This is a genomic window from Iodobacter arcticus (genome assembly GCF_042664895.1).
Lineage (GTDB): Bacteria > Pseudomonadota > Gammaproteobacteria > Burkholderiales > Chitinibacteraceae > Iodobacter > Iodobacter arcticus.
Genome location: NZ_JBHTBQ010000011.1, coordinates 116,593 through 133,274, shown reverse-complemented (window position 1 = coordinate 133,274; position 16,682 = coordinate 116,593). Strand labels below are relative to the sequence as shown.

Sequence of the window (16,682 nt, the reverse complement as noted above, 5' to 3'; positions counted from 1 at the left end):
ATAGGGTAACTTAGCGCTTGCCTTATCAGATGCTTTCAAATCTATCCGGAAAATATTTTAGATGCTGCAACGATTTTTCCAATCCTCTCTGGGAAAGCGCATTGCCATGCAGCTCTGTAGTGCCTTGATTCTCTGTATCTTTGGCGCAATCCTTTATTTCGCATCTGATATTACATCGCAAATTTTGTTGGGCCTGCTGATTTTAGCTTTTGCAGCTTTGTTTTTCTTGTTGGCAGAGCAATCGAAATCGGCAAAGAGCGAGCTGCAAGCCGTGATTGATCATGCCCGCCGTGATGCTCAGATTGTTCGCCAGCAAGTGATCGGTATTTCTAATGCGCTGCCGCTGGTGGTTTTTCAAATGCAGACCAGCAGGCAGGGGGTGCATCACTATAACGTCATTAATGATCGGATTAAAGAGGTGTTGGGTGTGAGCGCAGAAGTGCTGCGGCTTGATCCAGAGCAGCGCTGGCGCAATGTGCACCCCGATGATAAAGCGTATGCGCAGCAAGCATTGCGTGCGGCATCTATTGCCTTTCGTGAAGGTGGATCATCGCAAGCGGTTGAAATGATTGTTCGCTTTTATTTTGATGATACCTTGCACTGGATATTATTCAGCGGCACGCCGTCTTCTGTTGAGGTCGATGATTCGGTGATCTGGAATGGGTTTTATCAGGATATTAGTGAGCGTAAGCGGGCAGAAGATGAGCTGAGGGATAGTGAAGCTTATAATAAAATGCTATTTCAAGAATCGCATCGTCCTATTGTGATTCATGATCCTGAAGGCGGGGGCTATATTGATTGCAATCCTGCCGCCATTAAAATTAATGGCCTTACTTGCCGTGAAGAATTACTAGGAAAATCGCCCATCGATTTTTCTGCGCCATTCCAATACGACGGCACCGATAGTAAAACGGCTATTGCACAGCAGGATCATTTTGCATTAGAGCAAGGAATTGAAACCTTTGAATGGCGTTGCCAAAGGGCGAATGGTGAGATTTGGGATGCCATGGTCAATTTAATGCTGTTTAATTATCGTGGAAGAAAATTATTGCAAATTAATTTGGATGATATTACTGAGCGCAAGCGAATTGAGAAAAATAATTTATTTAACCGGTATGTGGTAGAAAATGCTGGCCCAATGATCTGGATCGATACCGAGACAGCAAAAATAACGTATGCCAATAAAGCTGCGCTTGAGCACTTTGGCTATTCATATGAGCAGTGTTTGGGGATGTTTGTCTCTGATTTTGATCCTGATTTCGATATGGAAAACTTTCCGCGTAATTTAAATATTTTGCGTGAAACAGGCAAGCCAGTTAATTTTGAAAGCCGCCATCGGCGCGCTAATGGCGAAATGCTTAATGTAGATATCACAATCTTTCTGGCAGAGGATGATGAAAGAGTACAAATTATCACTACCGTAAAAGATATCACGGCGCAAAAAATTGCAGAAGCCGAAATGATTAGAGCAAAAGAAATTGCAGAAGACGCTGCCCGGATGAAGTCGGATTTTTTAGCCAATATGAGCCATGAAATCCGCACCCCCATGAATGCTATTCTTGGCTTGAGTTATCTGACGCTTAAAACAGATTTGGATGACCGGCAAAATGATTATCTGCAAAAAATTCAACAATCTGGCCAGCATCTACTGGGGATTATTAATGATGTGCTGGATTTTTCTAAAATTGAAGCAGGCAAGCTTAGTGTAGAGAAATGTGAATTTGATTTAGAAGCCTTGCTGGATAATGTGGCTAATCTTATTTCAGAAAAAGCCAGTGATAAAGGATTAGAGTTAATTTTTGATTCTGGCCTCGATGTACCTAATTACCTAGTGGGTGATTCGTTGCGATTAAGCCAGATTTTGATTAATTACGCCAATAATGCGATTAAGTTTACTGAATATGGCGAAATAGAAGTCATGATTCGTGTGCGTGAGCGCTACGAGAACGAAGCCCTGCTTTATTTTTCGGTACGAGATACGGGAATTGGCCTGAGCAGCGAGCAGATTGGCCGTTTGTTTCAGAGCTTTCAACAGGCCGATACCTCTACTTCACGTAAATATGGCGGTACAGGGTTGGGCCTAGCGATTTCTAAAAAGCTGGCCGAGCTGATGGGGGGGGAGGTGGGTGTGGAGAGCGAGTATGGCCGTGGCGCCACTTTTTGGTTTACCGCCAAGCTGGGGCTTAGCACGCAAACCCGGCCCGCTCATTTGCCCCGTCTTAATTTACGGGGGAGGCATATTTTGGTGGTGGATGATAATCAAAGTGCCCGTATGGTGCTGGCTGATATGTTATCCAGCATGAGTTTTATTGTTGAGCAAGCCAGCTCTGGCCTGGAAGCGATAAAAGCGGTTCAGCAAGCAACTAATCCTTTTGATGTGGTGCTACTAGATTGGCAAATGCCGGGCATTACCGGCGTTGAAACAGCAAGGCGTATTCAGGCGCTGAAGCTTGTTATGTCGCCACAAATGGCCATTATTACGGCGTATGGGCGGGATGATGTATTGCCTGAGTGCAAAGAGATTGGGATCGAATATATTCTGAATAAGCCGGTGAATGCCTCCATTATGTTTGATTCCTTAATGCATCTTTTAGGTTCGGCCAAGGCGGAGCTGGCAGTGCGACCACTGCGAAGCTTTGAAGGCGCAGCTTATCTGCAAGGGGTGAGGGTCTTGCTGGCAGAAGACAATTTGCTCAATCAAATGGTGGCATCAGAAATGTTAAGCGGCTTGGGTTTGAGCGTTGATGTTGCCGAAAATGGGCTTTGTGCTTTGGAAATGGCACAGGCTTGCGCCTATGAGCTGGTGCTGATGGATATGCAAATGCCGGAAATGGATGGCTTAGAAGCCACTCGCCGTATCCGAGCCTTGCCTTCGCTGGCCCATTTGCCCATTGTGGCTATGACGGCCAATGCCATGCAGGTTGATCGGGATCGCTGTATGGAAGCCGGCATGGTTGATTTTGTGACTAAGCCTATTGAGCCAGATGAGCTGTATAAAACTCTATTACGCTGGATTAAACCGCGCGCAGAGCAAGAGGCCGCTCTTCCGTCCATCGTATTGCCTTTGCCAGAAAAAATTACCGGGTTAGATCGGGAGAAAGGCTTGCGAAGCGTTGGTGGGGAGGTGTCTCGTTACCTTGCTATGTTGCATGGTTTTTCTCATCATCAAACGGTGGTAGATGAGATTCGCGTTGCGCTGGCGGCAAATGATCAGGCCAAAGCAGCACGTTTGGCGAATGCCTTCAAGGGCGAGGCGGGCAATATCGGGGCAAGCAGTTTGCATCGTGTGGCTGCGGCGGTGGAACAGGGTATTCAAACGGCTACGCTGCGGGAAGAAACATTATCGGTATTGCATGCCTCGCTGATCAAGCAAATTGCTGCAATCCACGCCGCCTTGTCGGTTATTCCACATGATGCGCTGCACTGAGCTTGCTACGAAATAGTAGCGTGCAGGTATCTATGTATTCGTTAAAGTCACTTTGTGTAATCGGAGAGCTTTTTTTGTAAGCATATTTTTGTTTGTTGTAATTTAAGTGCACTATTGTTTTTTTAGGACAAATAAAACGTGATGAAACGCTAGTTTAGTATCCGCCTTTATCAAAAAGGAAAGAGAAATGAATAAGATCAATAGCTATGAAAATAGATTGGTGATTATTCTTTGCGGTTGCTTTGGCTTGGTTTTTTTTGACCGGCTAGCCATGTCGTTTTTATTTCCTTTTGTGGCTCAAGAGCTTCAGCTTAATAACACCCATTTAGGCCTGTTGTCTTCTACGCTGGCATTAACATGGGCTTTGTCTGGTATTTTACTGGGTGCATATGCAGATCGTGCGCCCTCTAAAAAAGCACTGCTGATTGTGATGGTGCTGGCGTTTTCTATTTTATCTGCCTTATCGGGGGCGGTGACTTCATTTATCAGCCTGCTGATTTACCGTGCCTTAATGGGCGTAGCAGAAGGCGCTGTTTTGCCGATTTCTCAATCGCTTTTGGCTGCAGAATCCACGCCGCATCGGCGGGGTTTAAATATGGGCTTGGTGAATGCAACGGCACCGGGTTTATTAGGCTCCGTGATTGCCCCCCCCTTGCTGATTGCGATTGCCACCAGCTATGGCTGGCGTAATGCTTTTTATGTGACGATTATCCCTGGGCTGATCATGGCTTTGCTGGTGTGGCTCTATATTAAAAACTGTCCCACGGCCAGTATTCCTAAGGCAGAGCGGGTTTATAAAGTGCCTGTGAAATACAAAGATTTACTTAAAAATAGAAATATCCTTATTTGCATGCTGATTTCTTGTTTTTATATTTCATGGTTTATCACCATTATTTCGTTTACCCCTACTTTTTTAATTACCGTAAAGCATTTTCCACCCGAAACCATGGGCAAGGTGATGAGTGTGTTCGGGATTGCCTCTGTGTTTTGGGGGTTTGTGGTGTCGGCTATTTCGGATCAGATTGGCCGTAAGCCTGCTGTGATTTTTTTCTCTATCATTGCCACTTTTTGCCCGCTGACCCTGCTTTATGCTGATACGCCGGAATCAATGATGTTGTTGGTGTTTTTTAGCTACACGGGGCTAGGCTGTTTTACCTTATTTATGGCAACAATACCCGCTGAAACGGTAGCCGCAAATTTGGTGGCTACATCGCTGGGCTTGATTATGGGCGTGGGTGAAGTATTTGGTGGTTTTGTCACTCCAACGATTGCCGGGATCGCTGCAGATCGTTATGGCTTGTCGATTGTGATGTGGATTGCGGCAGGCGGATCGCTGATCGCAACAATATTAAGCTGTTTTCTCATTGAAACCGCACCCATCAAGCTTGCTCTGCTCAGAAAGACCTGAAAGCGCCATGGGGTTGGTTTTAAAGCAGGCTGGCTGAGATCTGTCTGAAACACGAAGGCAATCTGCATTTTTGGCGCTCTTTTTGTAACATTGCTTTATTTTCTTTGCGCTTTAAGGCGTATTCATGGCCAGTTGTAGGGGGGCACGGTTTTTGTGCCCACGCAGCCAAGCTAAACTTGAAAGCGCAGAGAGCATGATTGGGGTGAAATACTTTTCTTAGTGCCTTGCTTAGGTTTGTATTTTAAGTTTTGAGCTTGATGCATGAAGTAGAGGCCTTGCATCGATCACTCAAGCCAGCATATTATGATAATGATTGTTATTATCGTATGGTGATCTTATGCAGGGTACTCAGCTGGATTTGCCGCCGCTGGATTTATGGCAATGGCTGGCTTGTAAGATAAGCTGGGCTTTAGAGCCGGATGAGCCCGCCTTGATTCAGCATTATTTTGCAGCAGGCAGGGCGCTGCAGCAGCATGGCTTGATCTGCCCTGCTTGCTGTGCGCAGCGTAGTATTTTGCTTTTGCATCGCAGTGCTTGTGATTTGTCCTTGCCTTGGTACTGGCGAATGCAGTGTATGGACGCCATTGTCTGGCCCCTAGCGGATTTCGAGCGATTAGCTCAGCAAGATGACAGGCTGCGCTGTGCATTATTGGATATTCGTCTCCGTTTAGCTCACACCGAGCTGATTCCTCCTTTGCAGTAAGGATTATTGATATGAGCAATCGATTAGAGCGCGATAGCATGGGTGAAATGGCCGTGCCCGCGGATGCCTTATATGGCGCGCAAACCCAGCGTGCTGTGCTTAATTTTCCTGTGAGCGGGCAGCGCCTGCCAGAGGGCTTTATTGCCGCTTTGATTATGCTAAAGCAGGCCGCAGCGCGTGCTAATTTGGGCTTGGGATTACTGCCTGCCCCGATTGCACAAGCCATTGATCAAGCGGCTCAGCAATTGCTTGAGAGTGATTTTATGCCGCATTTTCCGCTGGATGTTTTTCAGACAGGATCGGGTACCAGCAGCAATATGAACGCCAATGAAGTGCTGGCTACACTGGCAAGCCGCAGCGGCGTGGCGGTCAGTGCTAACGATCATGTGAATTACGGCCAGAGCAGCAATGATGCGATTCCCACTGCGATTCATATTGCGGCCAGCCTTGCCCTGCACCAGCAACTCCTCCCTGCTTTAGAACATTTAACGGCTACGCTGCAAAAGAAAAGCGAGCAAGTGGGCCACCATGTTAAAACTGGCCGCACGCATTTAATGGATGCAATGCCGGTGCGCTTAGGACAGGTGCTTGATGGCTGGCAGGCGCAAATTAGGGCGCAAATAGCCCAGCTACAAAGCCTGCAGCCACGGATTCAGGGCTTGGCGCAGGGCGGTACGGCGGTAGGGACGGGGATTAATGCGCATCCTGATTTCTCGCTGGCTTTTTGCGATGTACTGAGCGAGCGCTGCAATCTTCGCTTTACACCTGCCCCTGATTTCTTTGCCGCGCTTGGCTCGCAAGATGCGGCCGTGGCGCTGTCGGGCGCTTTACGCGGGCTGGCGGTTAGCCTGATGAAAATAGCCAATGACTTACGTTGGATGAATTCTGGCCCCCTAGCTGGCCTTGCAGAGATTGAGCTGGAAGCCCTGCAGCCTGGCTCGTCCATTATGCCGGGCAAGGTGAATCCGGTGATTCCAGAATCGGTAGCCATGGTGGCGGCGCAGGTGATCGGCAATGATGCCGCCATCACCATTGCCGGGCAGTCAGGTAATTTTGAGCTGAATGTGATGCTGCCGCTGGTGGCGCGCAATTTATTAGAAAGCTTGAGCTTACTCAGCAATGCCTGCCGCTTATTGGCCGATAAAGCCATTGCCAGCTTTAAAGTCAATGAAGATCAGCTACAGCATGCCTTGGCACGCAACCCTATCCTAGTGACCGCGCTTAACCCCTTAATTGGTTACGCCAAGGCTGCTGATATTGCCAAGCAGGCCTACAAAGAAAAACGTCCGGTGATTGATGTCGCTGTAGAGCAAACCGATTTATCACGCGATGAATTATTGAGCTTGCTAGACCCGGCTAAATTGGCGGATGGCGGTTTGTAGACGAAGAGGAGGGAGTGGGGGTGAAGCCCAATGCGCTAAGCAAATTGTTTTTCATTAGCAAACAGCGAAAAAGCATAATAACCACACTCTTTGCATAGGGCTTTTTAAAGTCCCCTTGAAACACGCCGGAGCGAGGAACAAGCGGGGCGGGGTTTCGGCAAGGGAGCGAGGCAGCGAGCCAATCCCGCCCGCCGCCGACTCGATTGTCCGCAGCGTAGGGGCCTTCGTGTTTCGTGGGGTGGCCTTCTTTGGCTTCGTTTCTTGGCCACACAAGAAAGGAAGGTCCAGCGGGACGCCCGCACCTAAACCAACGTGCCGAAGGCTCTGATCTTTTTGACTTTGGTTAGCGCACATGGGGGTGAAGCCCAATGCGATCAATTTAAGCAAACCCGCCGGAGTGGCCTGCCTTAGCTTGATTTAAACGGCTTATGTTGTTCCAGTTCGCTCTGCCAGTTCGCCACGGCGGCGCGCTCCCTGTTTAAATGCTGATCGATGGCATCACTAAAGCCGGGGTGGGCCAGCCAGTGGGCTGATTGGGTGGCGACGGGTACAAAGCCACGGGCTAATTTATGCGCGCCCTGTGCGCCACCTTCAAAAGCAGCTAAGCCCGCTTCCAGTGCAAACTCTATCCCTTGATAAAAACACAGCTCAAAGTGCAGATTAGCCACATAGCCTGCAGGACCCCAAGCCGCGCCCCAATAACGGCCATAGAGGCGATCTGGGCCGATAATATTCAGTGCTGCGGCAATGGCTTGGCCGTCTTGATAGGCCAAAACCAGTAGGCAGGATTGCGGCATGGCGCTGGCGATTTGTAAAAAGAACGCCAGGCTTAAATAGGGCGTGGAGCGGTGCTCCAGATAAGTATTGCTATAGCAGCGGTAGAAAAAAGCCCAATCGGCCTCGCTAATCTCGCTGCCGCGCTTACGAATCATGCTCACTCCCGCATCACTAACCTTACGCCGCTCCTGACGTAATTTTTTACGCTTGTCCCGAGTCAGTGCATCGCTAAAATCAGCGTAATCACGCCAATCACCGCGTAGCCAATGAAACTGTACATCGTGGCGACTAAGCAGCTCTGCATTCTGCGCTAAACTGGCCTCGGTGCTGGGCGGAAATAAAAGATGAAACGATGAATCGCCTGATTCTTGCGCAATGGCTACGGCAGCGGAGAGTAAGTGTTGGCGCGTAGCGTCTGTTTTGGCTAGTAATCTTGGCCCCGTGATCGGCGTAAAGGGAATCGCGCTAATCAGCTTGGGATAGTAATCTAGGCCGTGGCGCTGGTAAGCCTCTGCCCATGCCCAGTCAAATACATATTCACCGTAGGAATGCGTCTTTCTATACAGCGGCATTGCGCCGATTAACTGCTGATTAGCGTCTGTAATCGCCAAATGACAAGGTGTCCAGCCGCTATTGCCCCCTACTGCGCCCGTGTTTTCTAAGGCCGCTAAGTAAGCATGGCTAACAAAAGGCTGAGTGCCTGCGAGTGCATCCCAGTCTGTGGCGGAAAGCTCGTCAATGTGCGAGTGAAGGCTGATCATGCGATATCCAGTTTAAAGTGCTTTGGATGTGGCTCGAAATAACTTATTAACGCAAACCCGTCATCCTCGAGGGGTTTTATCGGGGATCTAGCAGCCTGTCGGACTTAAGACTGATCTACTGCGGAAAAGCTGGATCCCTGCCAAATAAACGCGGGAATGACGACGTTTCGAAAACGGGAAGTTAATATGAGCCAAGTGCTTAGCTTGGGGTAAGCTTGGTGCATTGTCCTTGAAAAGGAAAAACATGCAAAAGAATATAAATATTGGCCTTGTGGGTTTCGGCTATGCAGGCCAAACCTTTCATGCACCTTTGATTGCCGCAACGGCAGGTTTTAATTTGCGCGTCGTGGCGTCTAGCCAGCCAGATCTGGTCACCAGCAAATATCCGCAGGCCGATGTGGTGGCGAATGCCGAGGCTTTAATTACCGATGAGCGCGTCGATCTGGTGGTGCTGGCTACGCCCAACGCCAGCCATTATCCGCTGGCGTGTGCGGCTTTAGCTGCCGGTAAGCATGTGGTGGTGGATAAGCCGTTTACGCTTACGGTGGCAGAGGCCAGAGATTTGGTGAGCCGTGCCGCAGCCAGTGGCAAGATTTTGTCTATTTTTCATAACCGCCGCTGGGATGCTGATTTTCTAGGTTTAAAAGCGCTACTGGCCAGTGGTCGCCTTGGCGAGATTGTACAGTTTGAAAGCCAGTTTGATCGCTATCGCCCGCAAATCAGAGATCGCTGGCGCGAAAGTGCTGAGCTGGGTAGCGGACTATGGTTTGATTTGGGCCCGCATTTGATCGATCAAACGTTGCAGCTATTTGGCCCGCCGCAAGCGGTATTTGCCGATTTACAAATGCGCCGCACTGGCGCACAAGCGGTGGATGATTTTCATGTTTTGCTGCGCTACCCAACGATGCGGGTGAAGCTGTCTGCCAGCTGTTTAGTCAGCGGTGGCACGCCGCGCTATGTATTGCACGGCAGCTTGGCAAGCTTTAGCAAGCAGGGATTGGATGTACAAGAATCTCAGCTAAAAGCAGGGCTGTTGCCGACTGCCGCAGGCTTTGGTCTCGATCCTATACGGGGTTTATTGCACCATAGCGTGAATGATCAAATCCAGAGTGAAGAGATTGTCATGCCGCTGGGGCAATATGTGGCTTATTACGCTGCTGTGCGCGATGCGGTGCTGGGGCTGGGCAAAAATCCGGTTACGCCATCAGAAGGTTTGCTTATTATGCAGATCGTGGAAGCTGCGCAGCAGAGCGCAGATATGGGTGCTTGGGTGGATATGGAGGCATTTTATGAATAAATGGGCGCAATTATCGTGTGCAAGTCGATGCCTAATTATTCTGAGCGTGAAAGCCGTATATCAAAGTGCAGATACGGATACTTGGATTCAATTAAACGGAGCAGGCGATGAATAAACTATTGATGGCCTTATTGGCTTTAACGCTGGCAGGACCCGCTTTGGCCGAAGAAGTGGGCTCGGTAACAACGGCTTTTAAGCTGATAGGCCGCAATCACCGTGTGCAAGTCGATGCCTTTGATGATCCTAAAGTAGCAGGGGTCACTTGCTATATATCGCGGGCTAAAACAGGGGGCGTGAAAGGCTCGCTTGGTTTGGCGGAAGATAAAGCAGAGTTTTCGATTGCTTGTCGTCAGACCGCTAAGCTTGTTTTTAAAGGTCCTTTGGCTAAGCAAGAAGAAGTGTTTTCTGAATCGGCTTCTATCTTTTTTAAATCGGTGCAAGTGGTGCGTATGGTGGATGTTAAGCGCAATACGCTGATTTACCTGACCTACTCAGACAAGCTGATTGAGGGCAGCCCGCAAAATAGTGTGACAGCGGTGCCAGCTGGGGATATAAAAATCCCTACTAAATAAACATTCAGTGCTTCGCTGTTTTTAAGTCTTTGCAAATAAATCAATTTTAACGCGGCCTAGCCGCGTTTTTTTTGATTTTTTTTTGCAAAAAAGCAGTGTTTTTATAGCTTCAAACGAAAGTTATTAAAATGTAGTCCTTTCGATTTACTTTCATTGTCATGGTCTGATCTTGTGGGGGCATGTTTTTGTTTGTTACGTAGTATTGTGTCATTTTTAAAAGTAGGTGCTGTATTTGTCTAGGAATTAGAAGTGATTTTGCTGATTTAATATTTATTTTGCATGTATTAATACTACATAACCCCGTTTTACATCACTATCAACTCTCGATTAAGTCGAAAATTTAGCCGTTTTAAGTCGAAAATTAATGCGTTGACACCCTTTGCTCTGTAGGAATAAATTCGAGTCACTTCCTTGTTGTCTTCAGTTTTTTTACAAGCAGTGAATGAATAAATACAGAGGTTGCCATGCCCAGTAGCCATTTAAAAAACATGCATAAACGGCATGAAAAAATTGTTGATTTATTGCGCCAATATGAAAGTTGTAATGTCAGTGTATTGGCTCAGGAATTAGGTGTTTCTACCGTCACTATTCGGCATGATTTAGATGAATTAGAGCAAAGCGGTTGTATTCGCCGCTCTTATGGCCGCGCCACGCTTTCGCAAAATTTTTCTTTTGAATTGGAATTCAGAGAAAAAGAAAATATCCGCTCAGAATCAAAACAATTAATTGCTCGCAGGGCTGCAGATTTAGTTGAAAACGGCGATTCAATTATTGTGGATTCAGGCTCCACTGTTGCTTTATTGGCTCGCTATATTGCAAGCAATAAAAAAATTACTTTAATGACCAATGCGCTAAATTTAGCCAGCGAATTAGTGGCTGACCCGCGCTTTACCGTGATGATGACCGGCGGCACTTTGCGCGCTGATTCTTATTCCCTATGCGGGCCAGAGGCTGAGCAGGCCGTTAGATTACATCATTTTAATAAACTATTTATTGGTGCAGATGGCATTGATTTATTAGCTGGCGTGAGCACCACTAATGCGCAGGATGCGCAACTTAATCGCGCCATGTTGGCTGCTTGCGATCAGATTATTTTATTGTCTGATTCCAGTAAATTTGGCAAACGTAGTTTTTGTGTGATTTGCAAAATGCCGCAGGTCGATATTCTGGTAACAGATAGCGGAATCAGCGATGAATATCGGCAAGCATTAACGCAAATGGGCGTAACCGTGATTGTGGCGGAATAAAGTTTTTTAAAGGAGTAAGCCTTTATGTCTTATTTAATAGAAATGATCGCGCAGCATAAAGCAGGGCAAGCTAATGGTATTTATTCAATTTGCTCTGCCCATCCGCTGGTTTTAGAGGCGGCATTGCAGCAGGGCCTGCAAGACGATAGTTATATTTTAATTGAAGCCACTTCTAACCAAGTCAATCAGTTTGGTGGCTATACCGGCATGAAGCCGGCCGATTTTAAAGACTATGTATTTGCAATTGCCGATAAAGTGGGATTTGCAAAGGCGCGCATTATTTTAGGCGGAGATCATTTAGGCCCAAATGCTTGGCAAAAAGAGCCAGCCGCTCAGGCCATGGCCAAGGCCGCCGAAATGGTGAGCGCCTATGTATTGGCAGGCTTTCGCAAAATTCATTTAGATTGCTCGATGTCATGCGCGGGGGACCCTGTGCCGCTGAGCGATGCCACGGTGGCTAAACGTGCCGCGGCTTTGTGTCAGGTGGCCGAAGGCGCTTGGCATACCGCAGGAGGGGAAGCGCCTGTATATGTGATTGGTACCGAAGTGCCGGTGCCAGGCGGAGCGCAAGAATCACTCGATGCTGTGGAAGTCACCTCGCCAGAGGCCGCAGCGCAAACGCTGGCCGTACATGAGCAGGTATTTGCCGAAGCAGGCTGCGCGGCGGCTTGGCCTAGGGTGATTGCGATGGTCGTGCAGCCGGGCGTTGAGTTTGATCATCATAAGGTGGTGCGTTATCAGCGTGATAAGGCCACCGCGCTCAGTGCATTTATTGCCAAAGAAGCGCTGGTGTTTGAGGCGCACTCTACGGATTACCAAACAGAAGCCTCGCTTCGGGCGCTGGTGCAAGATCACTTTGCCATTTTAAAAGTAGGCCCTGGCTTAACGTTTGCCCTGCGTGAGGCGATGTTTGCGCTGGATGCGATTGAGCGCGAAGCCATCGGCGAATTTGCCGCTTCACATTTAAAAGACACGCTTACTCAAGTGATGAAAGAAGAGCCGGATTACTGGCTGGCTTATTACGATCAGGCTGGGCATCAGCAGTATCTAGATCGCAATTACAGCCTGTCTGACCGGATTCGCTACTACTGGCCACATCCTGAAGTGAGCGCTGCGGCAGCAAAACTCTTTGATAATTTACGCCGCCAGCCGCCGCTACCGACCTTAATCAGCCAATACATGCCTGAGCAAGCCAAAAAAATCAGCGCAGGCTTATTGCCTGCTGAGCCTGAGGCATGGGTGGTGGATAAGATCATGGAAGTCACCCAGCTCTATGCCCGTGCTTGCGGCATGGAGGCACAATCATGAATTACCTTAACTATGAACAAAGCGTGCTTGCCGACCGTGGTGCTGTGCACACCGCCCGTGAAATTAGCCAGCAACCTAGGCTTTGGCGTGAGCTGATGACGGGGCTGATCCACGACAAATTAGCGTGGAAGGCATGGATGCTGGATGTGCTATCCACGCCAAATTTACGGATTATCCTGTGTGGCGCGGGCACATCAGCCTTTGCAGGGCGCACTTTGGAGCCATGGCTGCGGGCCTCTTTTGGCCTTGCCGCCGAGGCGATTTCGACCACCGATATTGTCAGCCAGCCGCTCGCTTACTTAGACCCATCGCGCCCCACCTTGATGGTGTCTTTTGCCCGCTCTGGTAATAGCCCAGAAAGCGTGGCTGCGGTGAATTTGGCTAATCAGCTGTTGCCTTACTGCCGTCATTTAGTGCTGACATGTAATCCTGAAGGCGAGCTGGCGAAATACAGCCAAGATAATCCCCTTGCCTATTGCGTGCTGATGCCTGAAGGCGCAAACGATCAAAGCTTCGCCATGACGTCCAGCTTTAGCTGCATGTTTGTGGCCGCGGCCATGATACTGACGCCGGGCATTTTATTAAATCGCGCCAAAGAGCAAATCGAAACTGTGGCGGCCTTTTGCGAATCGCAGCTGGAGAGCTGGGCGTCCCAAGCCAAGGCGCTGGCAGGCAAGGGCTTTAAACGTGTGATTTATCTGGGCAGTGGCGAAATGGCAGGGCTGGCAGAAGAAGCCGCCTTAAAAATGCTGGAGCTAAGCGCAGGGCAAATTGCCACGCGTTTTGATTCCACCTTGGGGGTGCGTCACGGCCCCAAATTTATGATCGATAGCCAAAGCTGCGTAGTGATGTTTATGGCCGCGGCGGATTCGTACACCCGCAGCTACGACGACGATCTGCAAGCGGAAGTGATCGCCAATGGAATTGCCCAGCAAGTGGTGGCTTTGGGGCCGAAAAGCAGTGCCGCCTTACCCCTGATTGAAGTGGCGATGGAGGGCGTGGATGAGCTGTATTTATCACTGCCTTATCTGCTATTTGCCCAGCTCTTTGCCTTTGAAAGCTCCTTGGCACTGGGCCTGGCTCCCGATAACCCCTGCCCAACTGGCGAAGTAAACCGCGTGGTGCAAGGCGTAAAAATTTATCCCTATTCGGCTTAACTCACTGATGCCAAGCCGCGAAAACCCAAATCTTGAACCACAGAGAGCACAGAGGACACGGAGTTTCACGGAGGAAACCAAGGCTTGAATTAAGTTTTTTTGTCAGTTTTAAGTATTTTAAAATTTTTGAAATCTGGATTTGTGTCGCAGGGAGTGGCACGGGGCTTAAATCTCCCCTTGAAACACGCCGGAGTGAGGAACAAGCGGGGCGGGGTTTCGGCCAGGGAGCGAGGCAGCGAGCCAATCCCGCCTGCCGCCGACTCGATTGTCCGCAGCGCAGGAGCCTTCGTGTTTCGTGGGGTGGCCTTCTTTGGCTTCGTTTCTTGGCCACACAAGAAAGGAAGGTCCAGCGGGACGCCCGCACTAAACAACGTGCCGAAGGCACTTAAAAAATGGTCAAGATGGTCGTTGAGTCACTTTAAATTAATTAAAAAACAAGGAGCACGTCATGGCTGGGCCAAATATTTTACTTACCCGTATTGATAACCGGCTTGTGCATGGTCAGGTGGGGGTGACTTGGGCGGGTAGCCTTGGGGCGAATTTGGTGTTGGTGGCCAATGACGCCGCGGCGGCCGATCCGGTGCAGCAAAACTTAATGGATATGGTGGTCAGCGATGGCGTGCAAACGCGTTATTTCACCCTGCAAAAAACCATCGATGTGATTCATAAAGCGGCGGCGCATCAAAAGATTTTGTTGGTGTGTAAAACCCCACAGGATGTGCTGACGCTGGTGAAAGGTGGCGTGCCCATTCATGCCGTGAATGTGGGCAATATGCATTTTGCCGAAGGAAAACGTCAAATTCATAAAACAGTGTCGGTGGACGATGCCGATGTGCAAGCTTTTCGCGAGCTGGCTGCCCTTAAGGTGGTTTGCGAAATTCGTCGAGTGCCCGATGAATCGGGTGATCTTGTTTCTAAACTGCTGTAAGGATTGAAATCATGCTATTTGAAGCCTTATTGATTGCGCTGTTGGCGGGTGTGGCGGGGGTCGATTTATTTGACGGCCTAACGCATATGCACCGGCCTGTGGTGATTGGCCCTTTGGTAGGGCTGATTTTAGGTGATGTGCAAACCGGCTTGCTGGTGGGCGGCACTTTAGAGCTGGTTTGGATGGGCATGGTGCCGCTGGCTGGGGCGCAGCCGCCCAATGTGGTTATCGGCGGGATTATCGGCACGGCTTTTGCCATTTTGACCAAGGCCGAGCCTACGGTGGCGATTGGCGTGGCGGTGCCGTTTTCGATTGCGGTGCAAGGCTGTATTACTCTGCTCTTTACCGCGTTCTCGCCGATGATGCACAAATGCGATGAGATGGTGAAGCGGGGCAATTGGCGTGGCATCGAGTGGGTGAATTATCTGGGCATGATCACGCTGTTTGTCTTTTACTTTGTGATGGCTTTTTTGCCGATTTATTTTGGGGCCGAAGCGGCGGGTGCTGCGGTGCAAAAAGCGCCGAAATGGGTGTTGGATGGCCTGAGCGTGGCGGGCGGTATGATGCCAGCGATTGGTTTTGCGCTGCTGATGAAAATCATGCTGAAAACCAATTACATCGCTTATTTCATTATGGGTTTTGTGGCGGTCACTTATCTAAAACTGCCGATTCTAGCAGTGGCATTGGGCGCTTTAGCGATTGCAATGGCCGATTACTTTAATCAAAACCGCGCACAGCCTCAAGCTGCCCGCAATGTGGAGGTGGATGATGGGATTTAATGATACTGAAGCCGCAAATGCGGCCAAAGCCGAGCTGCGTATGCAGCAAGCCCTCTCCACCAGCCATGTAGAGCGCGACGACTATATCGATACCTCACCGGCTGAGCCGCTCACTAAAAGAGACATTAACCGCATGGCCTGGCGCTCTTTGGCTTTGCAAGCCTCGTTTAATTACGAGCGGATGCAGGCGGGGGGCTGGTTATATACGATTTTACCGGCTCTGCGCAAAATCCATAAAAACCCGGAAGACTTAAAAAATTCCGCACAGATGCATATGGAATTTATTAACGTCCACCCCTTTGATGTGACTTTTCTATCTGGCCTTGTGCTGGCGATGGAGCAGAGCAAGGAGAAAATCTCCACCATACGCGCCGTAAAAGTGGCGCTGATGGGGCCTTTGGGCGGGATTGGGGACGCGATGTTCTGGCTGACCTGGCTGCCGATTTGCGCGGGGATTGGTGCTGCGCTGGCGCTGGAAGGCAGTTTATTTGGGCCGATTGTGTTTCTGCTGCTGTTTAATGCATTGCACTTTGGCCTGCGTTTTGGTTTGGCGCATTATGGCTACAGGGCGGGGCTGGGGGCGATTAGCGCTTTAAAGGCCAATACCAAGAAAATATCGCATGCCGCATCGATTGTGGGGATGACGGTGATTGGTGCGCTGGTGGCGTCTTATGTCAGGCTGTCTACGCCGCTGGAAATTCATGCCGGTAAAGCCAAAATTGCGCTGCAAGCCGATGTGCTCGATAAGCTGATGCCTAATCTCTTGCCGCTGCTGTTCACCTTTTTGATGTTTGCCTTGATGAAAAAAGGCTATTCACCCGTGAAGCTGATTGGCGTAACGGTGTTGTTTGGTCTGGCTGGAAAATTATTAGGTTTCTTGTAATCACCGCTGCAGCGCGTGTTTTGGCAGGCGCTGCAGCTTTAAAGGATTAGAAA

At 49.3% G+C, this 16,682-nt stretch carries 13 protein-coding genes; 12 read left to right on the top strand and 1 reads right to left on the bottom strand.

The window, feature by feature from the left end; all coding sequences use genetic code 11:
* The first annotated feature begins 61 nt into the window (after positions 1-61).
* The 4 genes from ACFQNF_RS06835 to ACFQNF_RS06820 all read left to right on the top strand — a co-directional run bounded on the left by ACFQNF_RS06835 (position 62) and on the right by ACFQNF_RS06820 (position 6,920).
* The gene (locus ACFQNF_RS06835) at positions 62-3,427 is read left to right on the top strand and encodes a PAS domain-containing hybrid sensor histidine kinase/response regulator (RefSeq protein ID WP_380187171.1); all 3,366 of its coding nucleotides are present in this window, start codon (positions 62-64) and stop codon (positions 3,425-3,427) included.
* 187 nt (positions 3,428-3,614) lie between these two features.
* Positions 3,615-4,835 carry an MFS transporter gene (locus ACFQNF_RS06830; RefSeq protein WP_380187169.1) on the top strand — a complete coding sequence of 407 codons (1,221 nt, stop codon included), beginning with the start codon at positions 3,615-3,617 and terminating at the stop codon, positions 4,833-4,835.
* 337 nt (positions 4,836-5,172) lie between these two features.
* A complete protein-coding gene (locus ACFQNF_RS06825) occupies positions 5,173-5,538 on the top strand; it encodes a hypothetical protein (RefSeq protein WP_380187167.1) in 366 nt (121 codons plus the stop codon).
* Positions 5,539-5,549: 11 nt separating this feature from the next.
* Positions 5,550-6,920: a class II fumarate hydratase gene (locus tag ACFQNF_RS06820; protein WP_380187165.1), complete on the top strand. Its 1,371-nt coding sequence runs from the start codon at positions 5,550-5,552 to the stop codon at positions 6,918-6,920.
* Between the two features lie 407 nt (positions 6,921-7,327).
* Here ACFQNF_RS06820 and ACFQNF_RS06815 read toward each other — a convergent pair whose 3' ends face one another.
* The gene (locus ACFQNF_RS06815; protein ID WP_380187163.1) at positions 7,328-8,458 is read right to left on the bottom strand and encodes a GNAT family N-acetyltransferase; all 1,131 of its coding nucleotides are present in this window, start codon (positions 8,456-8,458) and stop codon (positions 7,328-7,330) included.
* A gap of 244 nt (positions 8,459-8,702) precedes the next feature.
* Between ACFQNF_RS06815 and ACFQNF_RS06810 the strand changes: the two genes are divergently transcribed.
* From ACFQNF_RS06810 to ACFQNF_RS06775, 8 genes are all read left to right on the top strand, one after another.
* On the top strand, positions 8,703-9,755 hold the full coding sequence (locus ACFQNF_RS06810) for an oxidoreductase (RefSeq protein WP_380187161.1): 1,053 nt from the start codon (positions 8,703-8,705) through the stop codon (positions 9,753-9,755).
* A 107-nt stretch (positions 9,756-9,862) separates the two neighbouring features.
* Positions 9,863-10,327, top strand: coding sequence for a CreA family protein (locus tag ACFQNF_RS06805; RefSeq protein ID WP_380187160.1), 465 nt, complete (start codon positions 9,863-9,865; stop codon positions 10,325-10,327).
* 464 nt (positions 10,328-10,791) lie between these two features.
* Positions 10,792-11,574, top strand: coding sequence for a transcriptional repressor AgaR (gene agaR / locus ACFQNF_RS06800; RefSeq protein WP_380187158.1), 783 nt, complete (start codon positions 10,792-10,794; stop codon positions 11,572-11,574).
* Between the two features lie 24 nt (positions 11,575-11,598).
* Positions 11,599-12,882, top strand: coding sequence for a D-tagatose-bisphosphate aldolase, class II, non-catalytic subunit (locus tag ACFQNF_RS06795; RefSeq protein ID WP_380187157.1), 1,284 nt, complete (start codon positions 11,599-11,601; stop codon positions 12,880-12,882).
* Positions 12,879-14,039, top strand: a complete 1,161-nt coding sequence (locus ACFQNF_RS06790) for an SIS domain-containing protein (protein ID WP_380187155.1) — start codon at positions 12,879-12,881, stop codon at positions 14,037-14,039. The genes ACFQNF_RS06795 and ACFQNF_RS06790 overlap by 4 nt, the downstream gene beginning before the upstream one ends.
* Before the next feature lie 448 nt (positions 14,040-14,487).
* On the top strand, positions 14,488-14,967 hold the full coding sequence (gene agaV, locus ACFQNF_RS06785) for a PTS N-acetylgalactosamine transporter subunit IIB (protein WP_380187153.1): 480 nt from the start codon (positions 14,488-14,490) through the stop codon (positions 14,965-14,967).
* Between the two features lie 11 nt (positions 14,968-14,978).
* Positions 14,979-15,746 carry a PTS N-acetylgalactosamine transporter subunit IIC gene (gene agaW, locus ACFQNF_RS06780; protein WP_380187151.1) on the top strand — a complete coding sequence of 256 codons (768 nt, stop codon included), beginning with the start codon at positions 14,979-14,981 and terminating at the stop codon, positions 15,744-15,746.
* Positions 15,733-16,629, top strand: a complete 897-nt coding sequence (locus ACFQNF_RS06775) for a PTS system mannose/fructose/sorbose family transporter subunit IID (protein WP_380187149.1) — start codon at positions 15,733-15,735, stop codon at positions 16,627-16,629. The genes agaW and ACFQNF_RS06775 overlap by 14 nt, the downstream gene beginning before the upstream one ends.
* Positions 16,630-16,682 lie beyond the last annotated feature (53 nt).

Excerpts from the sequence above, each read along its gene's own strand:
- ACFQNF_RS06835 (WP_380187171.1), top strand. The coding sequence starts at position 62 with ATGCTGCAACGATTTTTCCAATCCTCTCTGGGAAAGCGCATTGCCATG.
- ACFQNF_RS06830 (WP_380187169.1), top strand. The coding sequence starts at position 3,615 with ATGAATAAGATCAATAGCTATGAAAATAGATTGGTGATTATTCTTTGC.
- ACFQNF_RS06825 (WP_380187167.1), top strand. The coding sequence starts at position 5,173 with ATGCAGGGTACTCAGCTGGATTTGCCGCCGCTGGATTTATGGCAATGG.
- ACFQNF_RS06820 (WP_380187165.1), top strand. The coding sequence starts at position 5,550 with ATGAGCAATCGATTAGAGCGCGATAGCATGGGTGAAATGGCCGTGCCC.
- ACFQNF_RS06815 (WP_380187163.1), bottom strand. The coding sequence starts at position 8,458 with ATGATCAGCCTTCACTCGCACATTGACGAGCTTTCCGCCACAGACTGG.
- ACFQNF_RS06810 (WP_380187161.1), top strand. The coding sequence starts at position 8,703 with ATGCAAAAGAATATAAATATTGGCCTTGTGGGTTTCGGCTATGCAGGC.
- ACFQNF_RS06805 (WP_380187160.1), top strand. The coding sequence starts at position 9,863 with ATGAATAAACTATTGATGGCCTTATTGGCTTTAACGCTGGCAGGACCC.
- agaR (WP_380187158.1), top strand. The coding sequence starts at position 10,792 with ATGCCCAGTAGCCATTTAAAAAACATGCATAAACGGCATGAAAAAATT.
- ACFQNF_RS06795 (WP_380187157.1), top strand. The coding sequence starts at position 11,599 with ATGTCTTATTTAATAGAAATGATCGCGCAGCATAAAGCAGGGCAAGCT.
- ACFQNF_RS06790 (WP_380187155.1), top strand. The coding sequence starts at position 12,879 with ATGAATTACCTTAACTATGAACAAAGCGTGCTTGCCGACCGTGGTGCT.
- agaV (WP_380187153.1), top strand. The coding sequence starts at position 14,488 with ATGGCTGGGCCAAATATTTTACTTACCCGTATTGATAACCGGCTTGTG.
- agaW (WP_380187151.1), top strand. The coding sequence starts at position 14,979 with ATGCTATTTGAAGCCTTATTGATTGCGCTGTTGGCGGGTGTGGCGGGG.
- ACFQNF_RS06775 (WP_380187149.1), top strand. The coding sequence starts at position 15,733 with ATGATGGGATTTAATGATACTGAAGCCGCAAATGCGGCCAAAGCCGAG.